A 21,310-nucleotide genomic window follows, 5' to 3' on the forward strand; every position below is an offset into this window, starting at 1 on the left:
GTGCGGGAGCCGGCCGCCGGGCCTGTGACGCGTCAGGCGACGGAGCAGCCGCCGGTGGCCGCGGGCAGCGGCGCGGGCACGCCGATGGCCGGCAGGCCGAGCATCACGCCGGCGGGCTGCGCGGGGGCGGCGTTGCGCTTCTCCCAGGCGTCGCCGGCGCGGGTGCGGCGCACCTCGGTCGTGGGACCCTCGGCGAGCAGGTGGTGCGGGGCCGCGTAGGTGATCTCGACGGTCACCACGTCACCGGGGCGGACCTCCGCGGCCGGCTTGGTGAAGTGGACGAGGCGGTTGTCGGGGGCCCGGCCGGAGAGCCGGTGGGTGGCGCCGTCCTTGCGGCCCTCGCCCTCGGCGACCATGACCTCCAGGGTGCGGCCGACCTGCTTCTTGTTCTCCTCCCAGGAGATCTCCTCCTGGAGGGCGACCAGGCGCATGTAGCGGTCCTGGACGACTTCCTTGGGGATCTGGTCCGCCATCTCGGCGGCCGGGGTGCCCGGGCGCTTGGAGTACTGGAAGGTGAAGGCGTTGGCGAAGCGGGCCTCGCGGACCGTGTGCATCGTCTGCTGGAAGTCCTCCTCGGTCTCGCCGGGGAAGCCCACGATGATGTCGGTGGAGATGGCGGCGTGCGGGATCGCGGCGCGCACCTTCTCGATGATCCCGAGGAAGCGCTCCTGCCGGTACGAGCGGCGCATCGCCTTCAGGATCGGGTCCGAACCGGACTGCAGCGGCATGTGCAGCTGCGGCATGACGTTCGGGGTCTCCGCCATGGCGGCGATGACGTCGTCGGTGAAGTCGCGCGGGTGCGGGGAGGTGAAGCGGACCCGCTCCAGCCCCTCGATCGCGCCGCAGGCGCGCAGCAGTTTGCTGAAGGCCTCGCGGTCGCCCAGGTCGGAGCCGTACGCGTTGACGTTCTGGCCGAGCAGGGTGATCTCGGAGACGCCCTCGGCGACCAGGGCCTCGACCTCGGCGAGGATGTCGCCGGGGCGGCGGTCCTCTTCCTTGCCGCGCAGCGCCGGGACGATGCAGAAGGTGCAGGTGTTGTTGCAGCCGACGGAGATCGAGACCCAGGCGGCGTACGCGGACTCTCGGCGGGTCGGCAGCGTGGAGGGGAAGGCCTCCAGCGACTCGGCGATCTCGACCTGCGCCTCTTCCTGGATGCGGGCGCGCTCCAGGAGGACGGGCAGCTTGCCGATGTTGTGGGTGCCGAAGACCACGTCGACCCACGGGGCCCGCTTGACGATGGTGTCGCGGTCCTTCTGGGCCAGGCAGCCGCCGACGGCGATCTGCATGCCGGGGCGCTTGGTCTTCATCGGGGCGAGACGGCCGAGGTTGCCGTACAGCTTGTTGTCGGCGTTCTCCCGCACCGCGCAGGTGTTGAAGACGACGACGTCGGCGTCGCCCTCGTCGGTCCCCTCGGGGGCGCGGACGTAGCCGGCGTCCTCCAGCAGGCCGGAGAGCCGCTCGGAGTCGTGCACATTCATCTGACACCCGTAGGTGCGCACCTCGTACGTCTTCACCTGTCCAGGGTAAAGGGGGCGCGGCGGTGGCTCGTGCCGGTGACCGGTCCGGCCCGGCGCGGTGTGACGTGGGACGCCGGGTCTGGCCGGGAATCGGACGAGGTGGCAGGATCGCGCGCATGCCCGTCGCAATCCCCCGGATCCGGATCAGCAGGCGTCGTGCCCTGGCGGGTGCGGCGGCCGGCTTCGCCGTGGTCGGCCTGCTGCTCTGGTGGCTGCTGCCGCTGGGCAAGGCGGAACCGGAAGGTCCGCTGACGTTCAGCACGGGCGCCCGCTCGGGGGTCTACCAGCGGTACGGCAAGCTGCTGCAGCAGGCGCTGGCCCGGGATCTTCCGAAGGTCGACGTCAAGCTCCTGGCCAGCGAGGGCTCCCAGCAGAACCTGGAGCGGGTGGCCACCGGCCGGGCGGACTTCACCATCGCCACGGCGGACGCGGTCTCCAAGTACCGGATGGACGACCGGCCGGGCGCGGACCGGCTCCGCGGCTGCGCGCGGCTGTACGACGACTACGTACAGCTGGTGGTGCCGGCGGACTCGCGGGTGGAGTCGGTACGGGACCTGCGCGGCATGCGGGTCGCGATCGGGCAGCCGGGGTCGGGGGTTCGGCTGATCGCGGAGCGGCTGCTGAAGGCGGCGAAGCTGGATCCGGAGACGGACGTCACACCGGTGGCGATCGGCATCGACCAGATGCCGGCGCAGCTGGAGGCGGGGCGGATCGACGCGTTCATATGGTCGGGCGGGCTGCCGACGAACGCGGTGAAGGCACTGTCGGAACGGACCGAGATCCGGCTGGTGCAGCTGGGCGATCTGATCAAGGAACTGCAGCGGAGCGGGACGCCGGCGCGGTACTACCGCAGCGCGGTGATCTCGCCGGACACGTACAAGTGGGCGCGGAGCAACGACGACGTCACCACGCTGGCCGTGCCGAACCTGCTGGTCACGACCGACCGTACGGATCCGGACCTCACGGAGGGCCTGACCCGTACGGTGATCGGCAGTCGGGACCGGATCGGGCACGCGGTGCACGCGGCGCAGCTGGTGGACCTGCGGACGGCGATCTACACGGATCCGCTGGAGCTGCACGAGGGCGCGGCCCGGTACTACCGCTCGGCCAAGCCGTAAGGGCTGGTCGAAGGACCCGCCCCCTGCGTGGCGTGCCGGGTCACGGCGTGCGGTCGGGGCCGGCGAGGAGTTCGGCTGCCGCGGCGGCCGCTCCGATGAGGCCTGCGGAGGTGCCGAGGACCGCCGGGACCACTTCGAGCCCCTGGACGAAGGACAGGGTCGCGTACGAGGCGAGGTGGCGGCGCAGCGGGGCGAAGAGGGTGTCGCCCGCGGTGGCGACGCCGCCCCCGATCACCGCGATGTCCGTCTCGACCAGGGTCGCGGTGGCCGCGATCGCCGCCGCGAGGGCGCGGCCCGCGCGGTCGAAGGCCGCCACGGCGACCGGGTCGCCGGCGCGGGCGGCCTCGGCCACGCCGGCGGCGCTCGGGTCGGGTCCGGTCCAGCCCTGTTCGGCGGCCCAGCGGGCGATCGCCGTTCCCGAGGCGATGGATTCCACGCAGCCGCGGCCGCCGCAGGCGCAGGGCTCACCGTCGAAGGCCACCGAGATGTGACCGATGTGGCCCGCGTTGCCGGTGGGGCCCGGGTGCAGGCGGTCGTTGAGGATCAGGCCGCCGCCGACGCCGGTGGAGACGACCATGCACAGGGCGTTGGCGCGGCCGCGGGCGGCGCCCAGCCAGTGCTCGGCGGCGGTCATGGCCACTCCGTCGCCGACCAGGACGGCGGGGACGTCCGCGCCGTGCCGGGCCAGTTCGGCGGCGGTCCGGGCGAGCACCGGGAAGTCGCGCCAGGCGCCGATGTTGACCGGGCTGACGGTGCCGCGGGCGGCGTCCACGGGGCCCGCGCTGCCGATGCCGCACCGCCGGACCTCGGGCCACAGGGGATCCCGGGCGAGGTCGGCCACGACCTCGGCCACGGCCGCCATCACCGCCTCCGGGTCCGTGCCGCGCGGCGTGGGGCGGCGGGTCGCGGCGGTCATCGTCCCGTCCGGGTGCACCAGCGCCCCGGCGATCTTCGTACCGCCGATGTCCACGGCGACGGTGGGGCCCGCGGCGGGAAGGCCGGGGTACGCGGCGGGAAGGGGTCGGACGGGGCTGGTCACGGGCGCTCCTGAGGGACGGTCGAGATCCAGTATGCGGTCCGGGGCGGCCGGTGACCGGCGCGTCGCAGACGCCGTACGCGGCCTGCGCGGCGGAGGTCCGGGGCGTACGGAGGAGCAGGGCTGGGCGCGTACGGCCGCTGGCGGGGGCGTACCGGGGCCGCGGGCGGCTACGGGCGTCCGGGTGCGCCCTCGCGCCGCGGGACGGCGACGGTGACGCGCAGGCCGTGCGGGGGGTTGTCCGCGTAGGACAGGAAGCCGCCGCTCTTGGCGAGCAGGGCGCGGGAGATCGACAGGCCGAGGCCGGAGCCCTTGATGTTCTGGTGGCGGCCGCTGCGCCAGAAACGGTCGCCGACGCGGTCGAGTTCCTCGCCGGTCAGGCCGGGGCCGCGGTCGGCCACCACCACGGCGGCGAAGTCGGACCCGGCGGTGGTGGTGACGGTGACCTCCTCGCCCGCCGGAGTGAACTTCAGCGCGTTGTCGATGACGGCGTCCAGGGCGCTGGACAGCGCGATGGGGTCGGCCCAGCCGGTGACGACGGCCTCGCCGTCCTCGGTCAGGCGGACGCCCTTCTCCTCCGCGTACGGCCGCCAGGCGGTGGCCCGTTCCGCGGCGAGCGCGCGGATGTCCACGAGGGTGCTCTCGACGGCGGCGTGTTCGGCGAGCGCCAGGTCCAGCAGGTCGTCGAGCACCTGCGCGAGCCGCTTGCCCTCGGTGCGCACCGAGGCGATCTCCTCGTTGCCCTCCGGGAGCTCCAGGGCGAGCAGTTCGATCCGCAGGAGCAGCGCGCTCAGCGGGTTGCGCAGCTGGTGCGAGGCGTCGGCCACGAAGGCCCGCTGCTGCTCCAGGACCTCTTCGACGTTGTCGGCCATGTCGTTGAAGGAGAGGGCCAGCCGCTGGAGTTCCGGCGGCCCGCCGGAGGCCGCGACCCGGGAGTTCAGCCGTCCGGTCGCGATGTCGTGGGTGGCCGCGTCGAGGATCCGTACGGGCCTCAGCACCCAGCTGGTGAGCCGCAGGGCCGCGCCGAACGCCAGCAGCATCGCGGCGGCGAGCCCGGCCACCACGATCAGCCAGCTGCGCAGGATCCGCGAACGCATCGGGCCCGTGGGCGACTCGGTGACCACGACGGCGACCACGTCACCGTCCAGGACCACCGGCGACGCGACGACCAGCCAGGACCGCTGCCAGGGCCAGACCTGCGGCGGGTCGTGGCTGCGGCGGCCGGCGAGCGCCTCCTCGAACGCGCGGCGGCCCTGGCCCTCCTCGGGCAGGCTCCACCAGCCGGGGGCGCGGGCCATGGACGCGTCCGTGCGGGTGAAGACGCCCGCCCGGATGCCGTACAGGTCGTGGTAGCGCGCGAGTTCGAACTGGAGGGTGGCGCGGCGCTCGTCGGCGCCCACCGCCCCACTGGCGGCCGCGTCGCTGACGAACTGGGCGAGGGCCGCGAAGCGGGCGGTGTCGTCGATCCGGTCGACGACGACCTCCTGCTGGCGGGCGGCGGCGAGGCTGACGGCGAGCGGGAAGCCGAAGGCGATCAGGACGCCCGCCATGAGGACGACGAGCAGGGGGAGCAGGCGGGTGCGCACAGTACGTGACCGTCAGGGGCCGGCGGGCGGGGCGACGAGCCGGTAGCCGACTCCGCGGACGGTTTCGATCAGGGCGGGCATGCGCAGCTTCGAGCGGAGCGAGGCCACGTGCACCTCTAGGGTGCGTCCGGTCCCCTCCCAGCTGGTGCGCCAGACCTCGCTGATGATCTGCTCGCGGCGGAACACCACTCCGGGCCGCTGCGCGAGGAGCGCGAGGAGGTCGAACTCCTTGCGGGTGAGCGGCACGTCGGCGCCGTCGACGGTGACCCGCCGGGTGGGCAGCTCGATGCCGACGGGACCGAAGCGGACCACGGCGCCGCCGGCCGGTGCGGCCTCGTCGGCGCCCGAGGTGCGCCGGCTGACGGCGTGGATGCGGGCCAGCAGCTCGCCGGTGTCGTACGGCTTGACCACGTAGTCGTCGGCGCCCATGTTCAGCCCGTGGATCCGGGAGCGCACGTCACCGCGCGCGGTCACCATGATCACCGGGGTGGCGGTGCGCTTGCGGATCTTCCCGCAGACCTCGTAGCCGTCCTGGTCGGGCAGCCCGAGGTCGAGGAGCACCACGCCGAAGGGCGGGGCGTCCGCGGGCAGCAGCGCCTGGAGGGCCTCCTCGCCGCTGCGGGCGTGCACCACCTGGAAGCCGTGCCGCCCGAGGATCGCGGACAGGGCCGCCGCGACGTGGTCGTCGTCCTCGACGAGCAGCAGTCTCATGGCGTCCCCTTTCCCGATGTCCCGAGTCTTCCCGAGTCCCGTACGGGCCGCGTACCGGTCACGTACGGGCCACCATGCATCCACGCGGATGAAGAGCCCCACGTCAAGGGGGTTCCGCTCCGGCGCGCCTTCCGTTATGCACCCGGTACGAGTACACCGGAGCCGGTCACGCTCAGTGGCCTAGCGAGGCCGTATCGTTATGCTCAATTCTCGCTCAGATGTAATGACGCTGCGCTGACCTCCTCATTACTGTCCTTCCAACCGAGCAGGACGGAGCTAGAGGCCGATGAGCGGAGTATCAGTGGACAAGGGCACGGGCGACGCGGTTCCGGCCGCCGACGGCCTGGTCGTGCTGAAAAACGTCAACAAGCACTTCGGCGCGCTGCACGTGCTCCAGGACATCGACCTGAGCATCGCGCGCGGTGAAGTGGTGGTCGTGATCGGCCCGTCCGGTTCCGGCAAGTCGACGCTGTGCCGGACCATCAACCGTCTGGAGACCATCGACTCCGGCAGCATCACCATCGACGGCAGCGAACTGCCGTCCGAGGGGCGGGCGCTCGCCCGGCTGCGCGCCGATGTCGGCATGGTGTTCCAGTCGTTCAACCTCTTCGCCCACAAGACCGTGCTCGAGAACGTGACCCTCGGCCAGCTGAAGGTGCGCGGCACGGACAGCGCGACCGCCGTGACGAAGGCGCGGGCGCTGCTCGACCGGGTCGGCGTGAGCAGCCAGGCGGACAAGTACCCGGCGCAGCTCTCCGGCGGCCAGCAGCAGCGCGTGGCGATCGCCCGGGCCCTGGCGATGGACCCGAAGGTGATGCTCTTCGACGAGCCGACCTCGGCGCTCGACCCGGAGATGATCAACGAGGTGCTGGAGGTCATGCAGCAGCTCGCCCGCGAGGGCATGACGATGGTCGTGGTCACCCACGAGATGGGCTTCGCCCGCTCGGCGGCCAACCGGGTCGTCTTCATGGCGGACGGCCGGATCGTCGAAGAGGCCACGCCGGAGCAGTTCTTCAGCAACCCCCGCAGCGACCGCGCCAAGGACTTCCTGTCGAAGATCCTGCACCACTGACCTGTCCTTCTGGTACTGATCCGGTCAGCAGTATTCGCATCGCCAACAACGTCTCACCCGAGGGAAGTTCACCATGAAGGTTTCCAAGGCCGGAGCGGCGCTCGCCGCCGCCGTCGCGCTCGCGCTGACCGCCACCGCCTGTGGCGGCGACAGCGACAAGGGTTCTGACGGCGGCGACTCCGTCGTCGTCGGCATCAAGTTCGACCAGCCCGGCCTCGGCCTGAAGACGCCGGACGGCAAGTTCACCGGTTTCGACGTCGACGTGGCGAACTACGTGGCCAAGGAGCTCGGCTACAAGAAGGTCGAGTTCAAGCAGGCCGTCTCGGCCGAGCGCGAGAACCTGATCCAGAACGGTGACGTCAAGTTCGTCGTCGCGAGCTACTCGATCAACGACAAGCGCAAGGCGAAGGTCGACTTCGCGGGTCCGTACTTCCTGACCCACCAGGACCTGCTGGTCCGCGCCGACGACAACTCGATCAAGAAGCCCGAGGACCTCAACAGCAAGAAGCTGTGCTCGGTCGCCGGCTCGACCTCGGCCCAGAACGTCAAGGAGAAGCTGGCGCCCAAGGCCGACCTGCAGCAGGTCGGCGGCTACTCCGAGTGCCTGACCGGCCTGGAGAACAAGTCCGTCGACGCCCTCACCACCGACGCCTCCATCCTGGCCGGCTACGCCGCCCAGCCCGCCCACCAGGGCAAGTTCAAGCTCGTGGGCCTGTCCATGAGCGACGAGAACTACGGCATCGGCCTGAAGAAGGGCGACAAGGACCTTCAGACGAAGATCAACGCCGCCCTGAAGAAGATGGTCGACAGCGGCGAGTGGGAGAAGGCCGTGAAGGCCAACTTCGGACCGGCGAACTACAAGAACGAGCCGGCCCCGCAGATCACCGAAGGCAGCTGACCGAAGCGGTGAGGTGCGCCGCCGGCCTGCCACCGGCGGCGCGCCCCATCGGCCATCCTGGGGAGAGCGCAGGGCAACGTGTTCGACTTTCTTGACAATCCGCAGTACGACGTGCTCGGCGCCTTCTGGGTGACGGTGCAGCTCACCGTGTACTCGGCCATCGGCTCCCTGATCTGGGGCACGATCCTCGCCGGGATGCGGGTCAGTCCCGTTCCGCTGATGCGGACCTTCGGCACCGGTTACGTGAACGTGGTGCGCAACACCCCGCTGACGCTGCTGATCATCGCCTGCTCGCTGGGCCTGGGGTCCACCCTCGGCATCACGATGGGCGGCGACACCTTCGAGCAGACGGGCTTCCGGCTCGCCGTCCTCGGCTTCATCGCGTACACCGGCACCTTCGTCTGCGAGGCGCTGCGTTCGGGCATCAACACCGTCCCGCAGGGCCAGGCCGAGGCCGCCCGCGCCCTGGGCCTGAACTTCTTCCAGGTGCTGACCCTCATCGTGCTGCCGCAGGCGTTCCGCGCGGTGGTCGCACCACTGGCGAACGTACTGATCGCCCTCACGAAGAACACCACGGTGGCGGCCGCGATCGGTGTCGCCGAGGCGGCGCTGTTGATGAAGGAAATGATCGAGAACGAGGCCGACGCGCTCTTCGCCGTCTTCGCCGTCTTCGCCTTCGGGTTCATCGTTCTCACCCTCCCGACCGGGCTGATCCTCGGCTGGGTGGCCAAGCGAGTGGCGGTGAAGCGATGAGCTCCGTGCTGTACGACACCCCCGGGCCCAAGGCCCGGCGGCGCAATGCCATCACGGCGGTCGTGTTCATCGCCGTCTGCGCGGCGGCGTTGTGGTGGGTCCTGGCCGCCATGGCGGACAAGGGGCAGTTGGACGCGGACAAGTGGAAGCCATTCGTCGCGGACGGGCAGATCTGGTCGACGTACCTTCTGCCGGGGCTGGGCGAGACGCTCAAGGCCGCGGCACTCTCCATCGTGATCGCCTTGCCGCTGGGCGCGCTGCTGGGCATCGGCCGCCTCTCCGACCACCGATGGGTCCGGGTCCCGGTCGGCGCGTGGGTCGAGTTCTTCCGGTCCATCCCCGTGCTGATGCTGATGATCTTCGGCAGCGCCCTGTACGTGCGGTTCACCGACGTCAGCTCGGACGTCCGCCCGCTCTACGCGGTGGTCACCGGCCTGGTCCTGTACAACGCGTCGGTCATCGCCGAGATCGTCCGGGCCGGCATCCTGTCCCTGCCGCGCGGCCAGACCGACGCGGCCAAGGCGATCGGCATGCGCAAGGGCCAGACCATGCTGTACATCCTGGTCCCGCAGGCCGTCACCGCGATGCTGCCCGCGCTCGTCAGCCAGCTCGTCGTGATCCTCAAGGACACCGCCCTCGGCGGCGCCCTTCTCGGCATCAACGACCTGATGGCGCAGTACCGCACCATCCCGGCCAATTACGGCGCCAACACCATCGCCACCCTCGTGGTGATCGCGGCGATCTTCATCGCGGTGAACTTCCTGCTCACCTCCTTCGCCTCCTGGCTGGAGCGGAAGCTGCGCGCCTCGAAGAAGAGCACGGGCGCGGTGCTCCACCCGGAAGACGTCGAGGAACTGGCGGCGACCCCGGGCCCGGCCGGCCCCGCCGGACCGGTGGACAAGGCCTGACCGGTACTCAGCAGTCTGAAGTGACCCGTGTGGTGCGGTGGACCCGGTCCGCCGCACCACACGCGGTTTGGGCGAAACGCACCGGCTGACCGCCGTCACTTGACGCACGCACGCGCAGTGGGTTGCATACGTTCTGTGATCAATTACCGGACCGCCGGAGCCCTGCCATGGACCCGGTGATCGTCGTCGGCGCGGGGCCCGTCGGGCTTTCGCTCGCCCTCGCCCTCGCCGGGCAGGGCGTGCCCTGCGTGCTGCTCGACGAGGGCCCCGGCAAGGACGAGCCGCGACCCGCCCGGACCGTCGTCCTGCACGCCGACACCGCGGCCATGGCCCATCGGCTGGGCTGCGCCACACTGCGGGACGAGGGCGCCCGCTGGGCGGCCTGGCGCTCGCTGAGGCGACGTCAGGAACCGGCGCGCACCGCCTTCGAGGACCCCGGGCCGACCGGCCCGGCGCCGCTGCACGTCCCGCAGCACGCGCTCGCCCGCGGCCTGCGCGACGCGGCGGCCGCGCACCCGCTCGTCCAGCTGGTCACGGACAGCAAACTGGACGCCGTGGAGCAGGACGGCGGCGGGATCACCGCGCATACCCGGGGCGCCGAGACCACCTGGTGGCGCGGCAGCTACCTGGTCGGCTGCGACGGCGCCCGGTCCACCGTGCGCAAGCTCCTCGGGATCCGCTTCCCCGGTCGGACCGCCGTGGAACGGCACGCCGTGGCCGCGCTGCGCACCGAGCTCCCCTGGCCCGGCGAGGCCGTCCTGCACCGGACGCCGCCGTGGCTGGGCGCCGGCTCCGCGGGCGAGGTCTGCGCCCGCCCACTGCCCGACGGCGTGTGGCGGCTGGACTGGCTGCTGCCGCCGCGCGGCGAACTCGTCACCCCCGACATGCTGGTGGGCTGGGTGCGGGACACGCTGGGCGGCTGGTGCGGGGGCACCACTCCCCCGTACGACCTGCTCGACACCGGCGTGCACACCCTGCACCACCGGCTGGCCCGGCGCTGGCGCGTGCAGCGGGCCTTCCTCGCCGGGGACGCGGCCCACCTGCTCGGCGCCCTGGGCACGCAGGGGGTCGAGGAGGGCCTCCGGGACGCCGAGAACCTCGCCTGGAAGCTGGCCCTGGCCTGGCACCACGGCGCCTCCGAGGAACTCCTCGACAGCTACCAGGCGGAGCGGCGCACCGCGGTCGCGGCCCGGCTGCGGGCCGCCGACCAGGCCCTGCCCGCCCTGCGCGGCGGCGGAGGCCTGCGCGGCTACCTGCCGGGCGCCGCGCGCACCCACGACGCGATGCTGACGGACGGCCACCTCGGCCGCGGCGCGCTCGGCTCCGCGCCCGGCTACGGCCGTTCGCCGCTCGCGCCGCCGCCCGCCGAGTCCGCGGCGCCGACCGCCACCGAGCCCGGCGCGCCCGTGGCCGACGTACGGGTGACGGCTCCGGACGGGGCCACCGTGCCGCTGCGCGACCTGCTGGGGCGCGGACGGCTGCTGGTGGTGCTGGTCGCGCCCGGCACCGGGGTGTGGGACCGGCGGCACTGGCTGAAGGCCGGGCTGATGCCGCGGCTCGCGGCGGCCGTGAGCGCGCTGCCGGTCCGCGCCGAGCTGCTGGTGGCCGAGAGCTATCCGGGCGCGGCGGCGCACACCGTGCTGCTGGTGCGCCCGGACGGGCACCTGGCGGCCGCCTTCGCGGGGGTGCGGCCGGCGGATCTGTACGCGGCGGCGGACGCCGTGCGGGGCGGTCCGGCGGGCGGTTGCGGGGACGGTCCGGAGGGCGTCCGGGCGGGCGCCGCGGCGGGCCCGGCCGAGCCGGCCGGCGCGGTCGCGCGGGCGGTTCCGGCGGTGCCGGCGGCGCCGCGTTCAAGTGGGCCACCAGTGTGATCAATTGACCGTCCGGGCCGCGCATGGTGTACTCCGGGACATGACCGGCACCGACGTACACCTCTGGCGGAGGGTCCACATGGACCTGCTCCGCTTCGCGGGCTGCGTCTGTCGCCCGTCCTGCTGATTCGCCCCTTCTCCCCGCGCGCCCCCGCGCCCCGCGCCGCCGGACCACGTGTCCGCCGCGGCCCGCGGTCGCCGCCGCGCGCTGCCAAGCGAACCCCAGGACGGTCCCCCATGTCTGCCGTGTCCACCACGCTGTTCCCGCACGCCCCCGCCCGCCCGCCGGCCCGTCCGCTGGACGGCCCCGGCGCCGCCGAGCTCCTCGACTTCGCCCTGAGCACCGCCGCCGACCCCGAACTCGTCGCGGCCCTGCCCCTCGACCCGGAGGGCCGTACGTGGGTGCGGCTCGACGGGCCGGGCGGCAGCGAGGCCTGGCTGATCGGCTGGCCGCCGGGCACCGGCACCGGCTGGCACGACCACGCCGAGTCCCGGGGCGCCTTCGCGACCGCCGCGGGCCGCCTCACCGAGCACTCGCTCGCCGCCCGGCTGCCCTCGGAGGGCTGGCAGAGCCTGGAGCTCGCCCCGGACGTCGACCGCAGCCGGACCCTGCCCGCCGGAACGGGCCGCGCCTTCCGCGAGTTCCACGTGCACGAGGTGTTCAACGAGTCCACCACCGAACACGCCGTCTCCGTGCACGCCTACTACCCGCCGCTGCCCCTGATCCGCCGTTACAGCCGTACCGGGCCGGTCCTGCGGCTGGAGCACGTCGAGCGTCCGGCGGACTGGCAGTGAGCGCCGCCGGGCCCGGGCCGACCGGGATCGACGAACTGCTGGAGCGGGTACGGGCCGGCTACGCGCGCGTCGAGGCCGGCGAGGCCCACCGCGCCCGGGAGGCCGGTGCGCTGCTCGTGGACATCCGTTACCAGGCCCTGCGCGAGCGCGACGGGCTGATCCCGGGCGCGCTGGTGGTCGAGCGCAACGAACTGGAGTGGCGGCTCGATCCGCAGGGCAGCCACCGGGCGGCCGAGGCCACCGGACACGACCTGCAGGTGATCGTGATCTGCAACGAGGGGTACGCGTCCAGCCTCGCGGCGGCCTCGCTGCACCGGCTCGGGCTGCACCGGGCGACCGATCTGGTGGGCGGCTTCCAGGCCTGGAAGGCGGCCGGCCTGCCGGTGGTGTGAGCCGCGGACGGGGCGGACAGAAGCGCACGGGGGCGCCCGGCAAGTGCCGGACGCCCCCGTCGTACCTGCTCTGCCGCGCGTGTCGTGCCGTCGGCTACTCCGCGGCGGTGGCGACGTGCACCGGGCGGACCCGGAGGGCCGCCCGGCCGGGCAGCGCGGTCGCGGCCAGGGCCAGCAGCGCGGCCAGGCCGACGACCGTACCGGCGGCGAGCGGCAGCACCGTGGGCGCCGCCCGGCCGGTCATGCCGACGCTGAAGGCGGTCAGGACGGCGAGGGCGATGCCGGCGCCGAGGACCGCGCCGATCAGGACCACCGACAGGGCCTCGATGCGGAGCATGCGCAGCACCTGCCGGCGCGTGGCCCCGGCCAGCCGCAGCATCGCGAACTCCCGGATCCGCTCGGCGGTGGACATGGCCAGGGTGTTGACGACGGCGATCGCGGTGAAGGCGAGCACCAGGCCCATGGCGAGCAGGTTGATCTCGGCCCCCGACCGCTGCCGGTCGGCCCGTACGTCGTCGGCGTCGCGGGCGGTGAGCACCGCGGTGCCGGGGAAGTCCCGCAGGGCCGCGGTCAGCTCGGCTCGGCCGGTGCCCGGTCCGGCGGCCACCAGCACGCTGCTCGCGAGCGGGTTGTCCACGTGGGCGGCGACCAGGTCGTGGGCGAGGGTCAGGTCGCCGAAGCCGAGGCCCCGGCCGTAGACCGCGGTGACGGTGACCGTGACGGGGGTGCCGTCTCCGAGGGTCAGCCGCAGCGGGCTGCCGGGCCGCAGGCCCAGCCGGTCGGCGGCGAGTTCGCTGACCGCGGCGCGGTGTCCGCCGAAGCCGGCCAGGGTGCCGGCGGTGACCTGCGGGTCCCAGGTCCTGGTGAGCCCGGCGGGGGTGACGCCCTGGGCTGCGTACTTGGTGAGGCCGACCCGGACGGTGGTGTTCACGATCTCGGTGGCGGCGGTGACGCCGGGGGTGCGGCGCACCCGCCCGGCGGCCCCCGCGGTGACCCCGGGTCCCGCCGCTGAGAGCACCCAGCCGGCCCGGACGCCGTCGCGGGCCTGGGCCCGGGCGGCGTCGCCGAGCGTGGGCTGCACGAACAGGACCGTGCAGGTCATGCCGACGAGCAGGGCGACGGGCGTGACGGCGGACGCCATCCGGGTGGCCTTGCCGCGCAGGTTGGCGGTGGCCAGGCGGCCGTTGACGCCCGCGGCCCGCAGCGGGCCGGCGAGCAGGGCGGTGGCCCCGCGCACCAGCAGCGGCCCGAGCAGGGAGACCGCCCCGGCGAGCACCACCACGGCCAGGAAGGTGACCGGGGTGGCGGCGGGCTCGGTGCGCAGGGTGCTGAGGACGGCGACCAGGACGGCGCCGCCCGCGAGCAGCAGGACCCCGGTGGCGATCCGCGCCCAGGCGGGCCGGGAGCGTTCGACGGCGGCCTCGGCGAGCGCTTCGGCAGGGCGGATACGGGCGACCCGGCGGCCGGTGATGCGGGCGGCGGACCAGGCGCCCAGGAGGGTGGCGGCGACGGCGGCGGCCATCGGGAAGACGCCCGTGGTGCGCTCCAGGGTGGCGGGGACGGCCCCGGCCGTCACGAACCGGCCGTGCAGCCAGGCCGCCAGCGGCAGTCCGGCCAGGGAACCGAGCACGCCCGCGGCCAGGCCCACGATCAGGGCCTCACGGCCGAGGAGTCGGCGCAGCTGCCCGGAGGTGGCGGCGATGGCGCGCAGCAGGGCGAGCTCGCGCTGGCGCTGGCGGACGGCGAGGGCGAAGGTGCCGGCGACCACGAGGACGGCGACGAGGAGCGAGGTGCCGCCCATGGCGCCGCCGAGGGAGACGAGCCGGGTGCGGGCGCCGGCCGCGTCGAGGAATTCGACGGGCCCGCGGGCGTCCCCGGCGGCGACCCGGGCGGTGCTGCCGTGCAGCGCCCGGCCGAGGGCGCTCTCGACGTCACCGGTGGTGGTGCCGGGGCGGGGCAGCACCCCGATGGCGGTGTAGCTGCCCGCGGGACGGCCGGAGAGCCGGCGTGCCTCGGCGGTGCTGAAGAAGAGGGATTCCTGGTGCGCGAGGGCGCCGCCGGGGGCCCGCTCGGCGCGGGCTATCCCCGTCACCGTGTACGTACGGGGCTCGGCGGTGGCCAGGACGGTGAGGCGGGAGCCGGGCCGGAGTGCGGCGCGGGCGGCCAGTGCGTGGTCGACGACGACCTCGGCGGCGCTGCGCGGGGCGCGGCCCTCGGCCAGCGTGAACGGGGTGAGCGCGGCGGATTCCCAGGCGTGCCCGTACGCCTTGCCGGCGGCCGGGCGTCCGGTGCCTGTGGTCAGGGGGGCGGCCTGGAAGGTGACTTCGGGCACCGCCCGGCCGACGCCGGGGACGGCCCGGACCTTCTCCAGCGTGCCGGCGGGCAGCCAGGCCCGCTCCGCGACCGGCTTGGCCTTGTGCTTGACCTTGGTCTTGCCCTTCTTCCGCTTGACCGTGGTCCGGTGGACGTTCTGGTCGGCGGAGACGACCAGCGGTGCGGCCGCGTAGCGCTCGGTGGCGATCCTGCCCCGCAGCCCGGTCTCCAGGAGCGTGCCGCAGGCCGTGATGAGGGCGGCCGCGCACAGGAGTGCGACGAAGGCGCCGAGGAAGCCGGCGGTGCGGTGCCGAACGGTCTTGAGTGCGTAGCGCAGCATCATGGGGGCAACGATGCCGACGGGCACCCCCGCGGGGCATTGGCGTGCCCCGGTCTCTGCACCCGGGGGACAGCCCTACTCCCGGGCGGGTGCCGAGCCCCCGTCAGAACGCCTCGTACCCCAGGTCGTCCGTCTCCTCGCCTTCGGCCTCCAGGGCGGCGCGCACCACCCGCAGGGCCATGCCCTCCGGGTATCCCTTGCGGGCGAGCATGCCGGCGAGGCGCCGGATCCGCTTGTCGCGCTCCAGGCCCCGGGTGCCGCGGAGCTTGCGGGCGACCAGCTCCCGGGCCGTCTCCTCCTCGCGGTCGGAGTCGAGGCGGCCCATCGCGTCGTCGATGAGGGCGGAGTCCACTCCCTTGGTGCGCAGCTCGCGGGCGAGTGCCCGGCGGGCGAGCCCGCGGCTGTGGTGCCGGGACTCGACCCAGGCGCCGGCGAAGGCGGCGTCGTCGATGAGGCCCACCTCCTCGAAGCGGGAGAGGACCTCCTCGGACACCTCATCGGGGATGCCCCGCTTGTGCAGGGCGTCCGCGAGCTGGCGCCGGGTCCGCGGGGTCCCGGTGAGCAGGCGCAGGCAGATGGCCCGCGCCTGCTCCTCGGGACTTTGAGGGGGCGTCTCCCGCTCGGCCCTCGACGAGCCGGAGACGCTCCCTTCCGCACGTGCCACGGTCAGCTCTTGGCCGTGGCTGCCGTGGCGGCCTTGGCCGTCTTGGCCTTGGACGCCGAGGCCGGCGCGGGCACGGCGGCGGCCGTGTCCGGGGCGTCGGCGCCCGCCTTGTCCGCGGCGGGCTCCGCGTCGGCGGCGGGCTTGCGGATGCCCACGCCGAGCTTCTCCTTGATCTTCCGCTCGATCTCGTCGGCGAGGTCGGGGTTGTCCTTCAGGAAGTTGCGGGCGTTCTCCTTGCCCTGGCCGAGCTGGTCGCCCTCGTACGTGTACCAGGCACCGGCCTTGCGCACGAAGCCGTGCTCGACGCCCATGTCGATCAGGCCGCCCTCGCGGCTGATGCCGTGGCCGTAGAGGATGTCGAACTCGGCCTGCTTGAAGGGGGGCGCGACCTTGTTCTTGACGACCTTGACGCGGGTGCGGTTGCCGACCGCGTCGGTGCCGTCCTTGAGGGTCTCGATGCGGCGGATGTCCAGGCGCACCGAGGCGTAGAACTTCAGCGCCCGGCCACCGGTGGTGGTCTCCGGGGAGCCGAACATCACGCCGATCTTCTCGCGGAGCTGGTTGATGAAGATCGCGGTGGTCTTGGACTGGTTGAGCGCGCTGGTGATCTTCCGGAGCGCCTGGCTCATCAGGCGGGCCTGGAGGCCGACGTGCGAGTCGCCCATCTCACCCTCGATCTCCGCGCGGGGCACCAGGGCCGCGACGGAGTCGATGACGATCAGGTCGAGGGCGCCGGAGCGGACGAGCATGTCCACGATTTCGAGCGCCTGCTCACCGGTGTCCGGCTGGGACAGGATCAGGTTGTCGGTGTCGACGCCGAGGGCCTTGGCGTACTCGGGGTCGAGCGCGTGCTCGGCGTCCACGAAGGCGACGGTGCCGCCGGCCTTCTGCGCGTTGGCGACGGCGTGCAGGGTCAGCGTGGTCTTACCGGAGGACTCCGGCCCGTAGACCTCGACCACACGGCCGCGCGGCAGACCGCCGACGCCGAGGGCGATGTCCAGGGCGGTCGACCCGGTGGGGATGACTTCGATGGGGTCGTTCGGCCGGTCGCCCAGGCGCATCACTGCGCCCTTGCCGAATTGTCGTTCAATCTGTGCGAGCGCGGCGTCGAGCGCCTTCTCGCGGTCGGTGCCTGCCATGGGTTCCACCCGGGATGCTTGAGTCGATCGCTTCACGTGAAAGACGCTAACGCCTGCCACTGACAATGCTCCTCCACGGCCTCCGCGGCTGTGGATAACTCATCAGAATGGATGTTCGAATTCCGTGTCAAGCGCGCCACGCCACACCCCCCGCGGGCGCGCCGCCGACGGCATGCGGCCCGCCAGGAGCGTGCACCACGGTCACTGTGATCACCACCGCCCCCGCCGCCACACCGTCACCACCATCACCTCAGCCACGGCAGCCAGGGCCGCCGCACCCGCCGCGCCCGGGGCCCGGTCGCCGCGTCGGCCACCTCGTACCGCCGTACGTACGCGCCCAGGAACGCCTGCAGCGTCGCGATGGCCGGGATCGCGATGAGCGCCCCGACCGCGCCGAGCAGCGCGGTGCCGGCGATGACCGAGCCGAAGGCCACGGCCGGGTGGATGTCCACGGTCTTCGAGGTGAGCTTGGGCTGCAGCACGTAGTTCTCGAACTGCTGGTAGACGACCACGAACCCGAGGACGTACACGGCGTACCAGGGGTCGACGGTGAAGGCGATCAGCATCGGCAGCGCGCCGGCGAGGTAGGTGCCGATGGTCGGGATGAACTGGGACACCAGACCGACCCACACGGCGAGCGCGGGCGCGTACGGCACGTTGAGCACGGCGAGCAGGATGTAGTGCGCGACGCCCGAGATCAGCGCCATCAGGCCGCGGGAGTAGAGGTACCCGCCGGTCTTGGCGACCGCGATCTCCCAGGCCCGCAGCACCTCGGCCTGCTTGGCGGGCGGCAGTACGGAGCACAGCGCGCGGCGCAGCCGGGGGCCGTCGGCCGCGAAGTAGAAGGAGAACAGGCCGATCGTCAGCAGCTGGAAGAGACCGCCGAGCACGGTGGCGGACACGTCGAGGACGCCGCTCGCGCTGTTCTGCACGTACTTCTGCAGCCAGTCGGAGCGCAGCATGCTGTCCTGGACGGCCAGCCTCGACAGCTCGGTGCCGAAGGTCTCGTTGATCCAGCTGATCACCGAGTCGAGGGTGCCGGGGAAGTCCTCCACCATGTCGAGGATCTGCCCGGCGAGCATCGATCCGAGCATGACGACGAAGCCGACGGCCGCGACCAGCACCCCGAGGAAGACCAGGAAGGTGGCGAGGCCGCGGCGCATGCCGCGGGCCGCCATCCGCGCCACGGCCGGTTCGACCGCGAGCGCGAGGAAGAAGGCGATCAGGATGTTGATGAGCAGCCCGATGAGCTGGTGGAAGGCCCAGCTGCCCAGCTGGAAGCAGGCGTAGAGGGCGAGCACGAGTATCACGGCGCGGGGCAGCCAGCGCGGCATCCGGGCCGCGGCCGCGAGCCCGGCGGGCGCGCCGGGACCCCGGCCGCCGTCCCCGGCCCCGGCCCCGGCCCCGGCCCCGCCGGACGCGGCGGCCGGCTCGTCCGCTCCGCCCGTGCCGTCCGTCCCGTCCGTGCCGTCCGTCCCGAGGGGTTCCGGGCCGCCGTCGCCGGGACCACTGCCCGGGCCGATTCCGGGCGTCCGCGCTCCGGGCGCCTGCTCCCCGGGCGCCTGCTCCCCGGGCGTCTGCTCCCGGGGCGTCTGCTCCCGGGGCGTCTGCGCTTCGGCCGCCGCCCCGGGGAGCGCCGGCCCCCGCCGGCCGGCGGGGACTCTCCCCCCGGCCCGCGCCGGTGCGGCACCGGGCGCACCGCCCGCCTCCGTCGTGCTTGCGGGCGCGCTCGCGCCCCCCGGCTGGTCGGTCTCGTCTGTGGCTGCCACCCCGCAAGTCTCGCCTACCCGCGTCCCGGCTCCGACGTCATCGGACCCCCGACCGGCCGCAGCCTCGACCAGCCGGTCCTCAAGCCCTCAAGCCCTCAGACGTCAGCGCCGCTCGCCGGGCACGTCCATCGCCGCGCACACCGCGCGCCAGACGTCCTTGGCCTCCCAGCCCGCGTCGAGCGCCTCGTGCACGGTGCGGCCGCCCAGTTCGGTCATCACGTGGTCGCGCGCGAAGGAGTCCGCGTACCCGGATCCGAAGTGGTCGGCCATCCGCTCCCAGAAAATCGTCAACCGCATGCATCCAGTATCCCGCCCCGGAGAGTGGCCCCGGCCCGTTCGCCCGGTGCCGCACCACCGCCCCGCCCTACCGTTTCCGTCATGGCTGGAGACGAGGCATCACCACTGGTCCGCGCCGAGCAGTTCGTCTGGCTCACCGCCCGGGTCCTGGAGCAGCGCAGGTTCGCCTTCCACTTCCTCGGCGGCAGCCCCGACCCGGTCGACGCCGCCCTCGGCTCGTACCTCAACGGGGACGGCGGCTACGGGCACGCGCTCGATCCCGACCTGCGCGGCCCGGTCAGCCAGCCGCTGCACACCGCGCACGCGCTGCGGGTCCTCGACAGCCTGGGCCGGTGCGCGGGCCAGCGGATCGAGCGGCTGTGCCGCCACCTGACCCAGGTGTCCACGCCGGAGGGCGCGCTCCCGCTGCGGTGTCCGGCCGCGCGCCACTTCCCCGCGGCGCCCTACCACCCGGCCGTGGACGATCCGCCGAGCGAGCTGCTCACCACCGGCCCGGTGGTCGGCCTGCTGCACCGCAACCGGGTGTGGCACGCCTGGCTGTTCCGCGCCACCGACTGGTGCTGGGACCGGGTCGAGACGCTGCGCCACTCGCATCCGTACGAGATCCAGGCGGCCGTGGCCTTCCTGGAGGGGGTGCCGGACCGGCCGCGCGCCGCGGCCGCCGCCGACCGTCTGGGGCGGCTGGTGCGCGAGCAGGGGCTGGTCGTACTCGATCCGCGGCGGCGCGAGGAGTACCCGCCGGGCCCGGGGTACGCGCCCGGCGAGCAGCTCTTCCCGCACGACCTGGCCCGCCGCCCGGAGTCCCCGGCGCGCGGCTGGTTCACCGACGAGGAGCTGGGCCGCTCGTTGGACTTCCTCGCCGCGGAGCAGCAGGAGGACGGCGGCTGGCCGGTACGGCGCCGGGCCTGGGCGCCGGGCAGCGCGCTGGAGCGCCGCCCGATCGCCACGATCGAGGCGCTGCTGACGCTGCGCGCGTACGGCCGTGCGGAGTTCAGCCGCCCAGCGCCCGGACGCCCGCGGTGACCGCCACGGCCACCCCGACGACCACCAGGAAGGGCGCGCGCAGCAGCAGCGCGATCCCGGCGCCCGCAAGACCGGCGGCACGGGCGTCCAGGGCCAGCGCGGACCCGGTGCTGAAGGTCTGCTGGGCGGTGAGCGCCGCGAGCAGCGCGACCGGGAGGAGTGCGGAGAGGCGGCGCACCAGCGGGCGCTCCAGGGCCCCGGCGGGGACCAGCAGTCCGAGGAGCTTGACGAGGTAGCAGCCGGCGGCTGTGAGGGCGATGGCGATCCAGACGTTCACGGGGTCTCTCCTTCCGTTTCCCGGCGGCGCGCGCCGCGCCCCTTGACGTAGAGGACGGCGGGGGCGGCGAGCGCCGCGACCAGGACCGGCACGCCGGCGGGCAGCACCGGCAGGAAGCCGAGGCCGAGCAGGACGGCCAACACGGCCACCGCCCGCTCGGTGCCGGTGCGCAGCATCGGGGCGAGCAGCGCGAGGAACACGGCGGGCCCGGCGGCGTCCAGTCCCCAGGCGGCGGTGTCGCCGAGGGCCTCGGCGCCGAGCGCGCCGAGCAGGGTGGTCAGGTTCCACAGCACGTACAGGCTCAGGCCGGTGACGGTGAAGCCCAGGCGGGCGGCGGTCCGGCCGCGCTGGGCGAGTGCGACGGCGGTGGTCTCGTCGATGACCCAGTGCGCGGCGAACGGGCGCACCGCCCGGGGCAGCGCGAGGAGCTGGGACAGGCGCAGGCCGTAGAAGGCGTTGCGGGTGCCGAGGAAGAACGCTCCGGCGGCCGCCGTCAGCGGGTTGCCGCCGGCGGCGAGCGCCCCGACCAGCGCGAACTGCGAGGCGCCGGTGAACACCAGCAGGCTCAGGGCGCAGGCCTGCGCGACGGTGATGCCGGATCCTGCGGCGGTGACGCCGAAGGCGAAGCCGGACAGCCCCACCGCGATGCCGACGCCGAGGGCGTCGCGGATCACGGCGCGCCGGTCGACGGGGGCGCCCGGCGGCCGGCCGTCGTGGGTGTCGTGGGCCCCGGCCGCCCGCATCCCGGGACCGGCCGTCCGCACCTCGGACACCTGCCCCGTCCTGTCCGCGCTCGTGCCCGCCGGGTCGGCCGGGCCGTCCGGGTGGGGC

Annotated in this window: 20 protein-coding genes and 1 pseudogene; 10 read left to right on the forward strand and 11 right to left on the reverse strand. The window is 73.7% G+C overall.

Features of this window, described 5'->3' with window-relative positions; all coding sequences use genetic code 11:
- Positions 1-32: 32 nt before the first annotated feature.
- Positions 33-1,514 (reverse strand): tRNA (N6-isopentenyl adenosine(37)-C2)-methylthiotransferase MiaB, encoded by a 1,482-nt coding sequence (gene miaB, locus OG764_RS10730; RefSeq protein ID WP_328968201.1) that lies wholly within the window; start codon positions 1,512-1,514, stop codon positions 33-35.
- Between the two features lie 119 nt (positions 1,515-1,633).
- On the opposite strand from miaB, the gene OG764_RS10735 reads away from it, so the two are divergent.
- The gene (locus tag OG764_RS10735) at positions 1,634-2,635 is read left to right on the forward strand and encodes a TAXI family TRAP transporter solute-binding subunit (protein WP_328968202.1); all 1,002 of its coding nucleotides are present in this window, start codon (positions 1,634-1,636) and stop codon (positions 2,633-2,635) included.
- A 40-nt stretch (positions 2,636-2,675) separates the two neighbouring features.
- On the opposite strand, the gene OG764_RS10740 is transcribed toward OG764_RS10735, so the two are convergent.
- The 3 genes from OG764_RS10740 to OG764_RS10750 all read right to left on the reverse strand — a co-directional run bounded on the left by OG764_RS10740 (position 2,676) and on the right by OG764_RS10750 (position 5,968).
- Complete coding sequence (locus OG764_RS10740; RefSeq protein WP_328972940.1) at positions 2,676-3,605, reverse strand: ROK family protein; 930 nt, start codon at positions 3,603-3,605, stop codon at positions 2,676-2,678.
- 236 nt (positions 3,606-3,841) lie between these two features.
- Entirely contained in the window at positions 3,842-5,257 is a 1,416-nt protein-coding gene (locus OG764_RS10745; RefSeq protein WP_328968203.1) for a sensor histidine kinase, read from the reverse strand.
- Positions 5,258-5,269: 12 nt separating this feature from the next.
- Positions 5,270-5,968 carry a response regulator transcription factor gene (locus OG764_RS10750; RefSeq protein ID WP_328968204.1) on the reverse strand — a complete coding sequence of 233 codons (699 nt, stop codon included), beginning with the start codon at positions 5,966-5,968 and terminating at the stop codon, positions 5,270-5,272.
- A gap of 286 nt (positions 5,969-6,254) precedes the next feature.
- On the opposite strand from OG764_RS10750, the gene OG764_RS10755 reads away from it, so the two are divergent.
- The 8 genes from OG764_RS10755 (at position 6,255) to OG764_RS10790 (ending at position 12,657) form a co-directional block, all read left to right on the forward strand.
- Positions 6,255-7,040 carry an amino acid ABC transporter ATP-binding protein gene (locus OG764_RS10755; protein WP_328968205.1) on the forward strand — a complete coding sequence of 262 codons (786 nt, stop codon included), beginning with the start codon at positions 6,255-6,257 and terminating at the stop codon, positions 7,038-7,040.
- A gap of 73 nt (positions 7,041-7,113) precedes the next feature.
- Positions 7,114-7,938, forward strand: coding sequence for a glutamate ABC transporter substrate-binding protein (locus OG764_RS10760; protein ID WP_328968206.1), 825 nt, complete (start codon positions 7,114-7,116; stop codon positions 7,936-7,938).
- 78 nt (positions 7,939-8,016) lie between these two features.
- Positions 8,017-8,691 carry an amino acid ABC transporter permease gene (locus OG764_RS10765; RefSeq protein ID WP_328968207.1) on the forward strand — a complete coding sequence of 225 codons (675 nt, stop codon included), beginning with the start codon at positions 8,017-8,019 and terminating at the stop codon, positions 8,689-8,691.
- Positions 8,688-9,599 carry an amino acid ABC transporter permease gene (locus OG764_RS10770; protein ID WP_328968208.1) on the forward strand — a complete coding sequence of 304 codons (912 nt, stop codon included), beginning with the start codon at positions 8,688-8,690 and terminating at the stop codon, positions 9,597-9,599. The genes OG764_RS10765 and OG764_RS10770 overlap by 4 nt, the downstream gene beginning before the upstream one ends.
- A gap of 167 nt (positions 9,600-9,766) precedes the next feature.
- Complete coding sequence (locus OG764_RS10775; protein ID WP_328968209.1) at positions 9,767-11,470, forward strand: FAD-dependent monooxygenase; 1,704 nt, start codon at positions 9,767-9,769, stop codon at positions 11,468-11,470.
- A gap of 40 nt (positions 11,471-11,510) precedes the next feature.
- A complete protein-coding gene (locus OG764_RS10780; protein ID WP_328972941.1) occupies positions 11,511-11,597 on the forward strand; it encodes a putative leader peptide in 87 nt (28 codons plus the stop codon).
- 110 nt (positions 11,598-11,707) lie between these two features.
- The gene (locus OG764_RS10785) at positions 11,708-12,265 is read left to right on the forward strand and encodes a cysteine dioxygenase (RefSeq protein ID WP_328968210.1); all 558 of its coding nucleotides are present in this window, start codon (positions 11,708-11,710) and stop codon (positions 12,263-12,265) included.
- Positions 12,262-12,657 (forward strand): rhodanese-like domain-containing protein, encoded by a 396-nt coding sequence (locus OG764_RS10790; protein WP_328968211.1) that lies wholly within the window; start codon positions 12,262-12,264, stop codon positions 12,655-12,657. The genes OG764_RS10785 and OG764_RS10790 overlap by 4 nt, the downstream gene beginning before the upstream one ends.
- A gap of 94 nt (positions 12,658-12,751) precedes the next feature.
- On the opposite strand, the gene OG764_RS10795 is transcribed toward OG764_RS10790, so the two are convergent.
- The 5 genes and pseudogenes from OG764_RS10795 to OG764_RS10815 all read right to left on the reverse strand — a co-directional run bounded on the left by OG764_RS10795 (position 12,752) and on the right by OG764_RS10815 (position 19,179).
- Positions 12,752-15,313: an ABC transporter permease gene (locus OG764_RS10795; RefSeq protein ID WP_328968212.1), complete on the reverse strand. Its 2,562-nt coding sequence runs from the start codon at positions 15,311-15,313 to the stop codon at positions 12,752-12,754.
- A 100-nt stretch (positions 15,314-15,413) separates the two neighbouring features.
- A pseudogene (recX, locus tag OG764_RS10800) lies at positions 15,414-16,082 on the reverse strand (recombination regulator RecX); the annotation flags it as partial.
- Positions 15,977-17,113 (reverse strand): recombinase RecA, encoded by a 1,137-nt coding sequence (gene recA / locus OG764_RS10805; protein ID WP_328968213.1) that lies wholly within the window; start codon positions 17,111-17,113, stop codon positions 15,977-15,979. The pseudogene recX and the gene recA, both read right to left, overlap by 106 nt.
- A 245-nt stretch (positions 17,114-17,358) precedes the next feature.
- Complete coding sequence (locus OG764_RS10810) at positions 17,359-18,636, reverse strand: AI-2E family transporter (RefSeq protein WP_443056201.1); 1,278 nt, start codon at positions 18,634-18,636, stop codon at positions 17,359-17,361.
- A 348-nt stretch (positions 18,637-18,984) separates the two neighbouring features.
- A complete protein-coding gene (locus OG764_RS10815) occupies positions 18,985-19,179 on the reverse strand; it encodes a DUF3046 domain-containing protein (protein WP_328968215.1) in 195 nt (64 codons plus the stop codon).
- 81 nt (positions 19,180-19,260) lie between these two features.
- Here OG764_RS10815 and OG764_RS10820 point away from each other — a divergent pair, with 81 nt between their 5' ends.
- Positions 19,261-20,202, forward strand: a complete 942-nt coding sequence (locus OG764_RS10820; protein ID WP_328968216.1) for a hypothetical protein — start codon at positions 19,261-19,263, stop codon at positions 20,200-20,202.
- Here OG764_RS10820 and OG764_RS10825 read toward each other — a convergent pair.
- Both OG764_RS10825 and OG764_RS10830 read right to left on the reverse strand, forming a co-directional pair.
- Positions 20,171-20,479 (reverse strand): AzlD domain-containing protein, encoded by a 309-nt coding sequence (locus OG764_RS10825; protein ID WP_328968217.1) that lies wholly within the window; start codon positions 20,477-20,479, stop codon positions 20,171-20,173. The genes OG764_RS10820 and OG764_RS10825 overlap by 32 nt on opposite strands.
- Positions 20,476-21,222 carry an AzlC family ABC transporter permease gene (locus tag OG764_RS10830; RefSeq protein ID WP_443056202.1) on the reverse strand — a complete coding sequence of 249 codons (747 nt, stop codon included), beginning with the start codon at positions 21,220-21,222 and terminating at the stop codon, positions 20,476-20,478. Before OG764_RS10830 ends, OG764_RS10825 begins: the two co-directional genes overlap by 4 nt.
- Positions 21,223-21,310 lie beyond the last annotated feature (88 nt).

Origin of the sequence: Streptomyces sp. NBC_00239, from assembly GCF_036194065.1 — a bacterium.
Classification (GTDB): domain Bacteria; phylum Actinomycetota; class Actinomycetes; order Streptomycetales; family Streptomycetaceae; genus Streptomyces.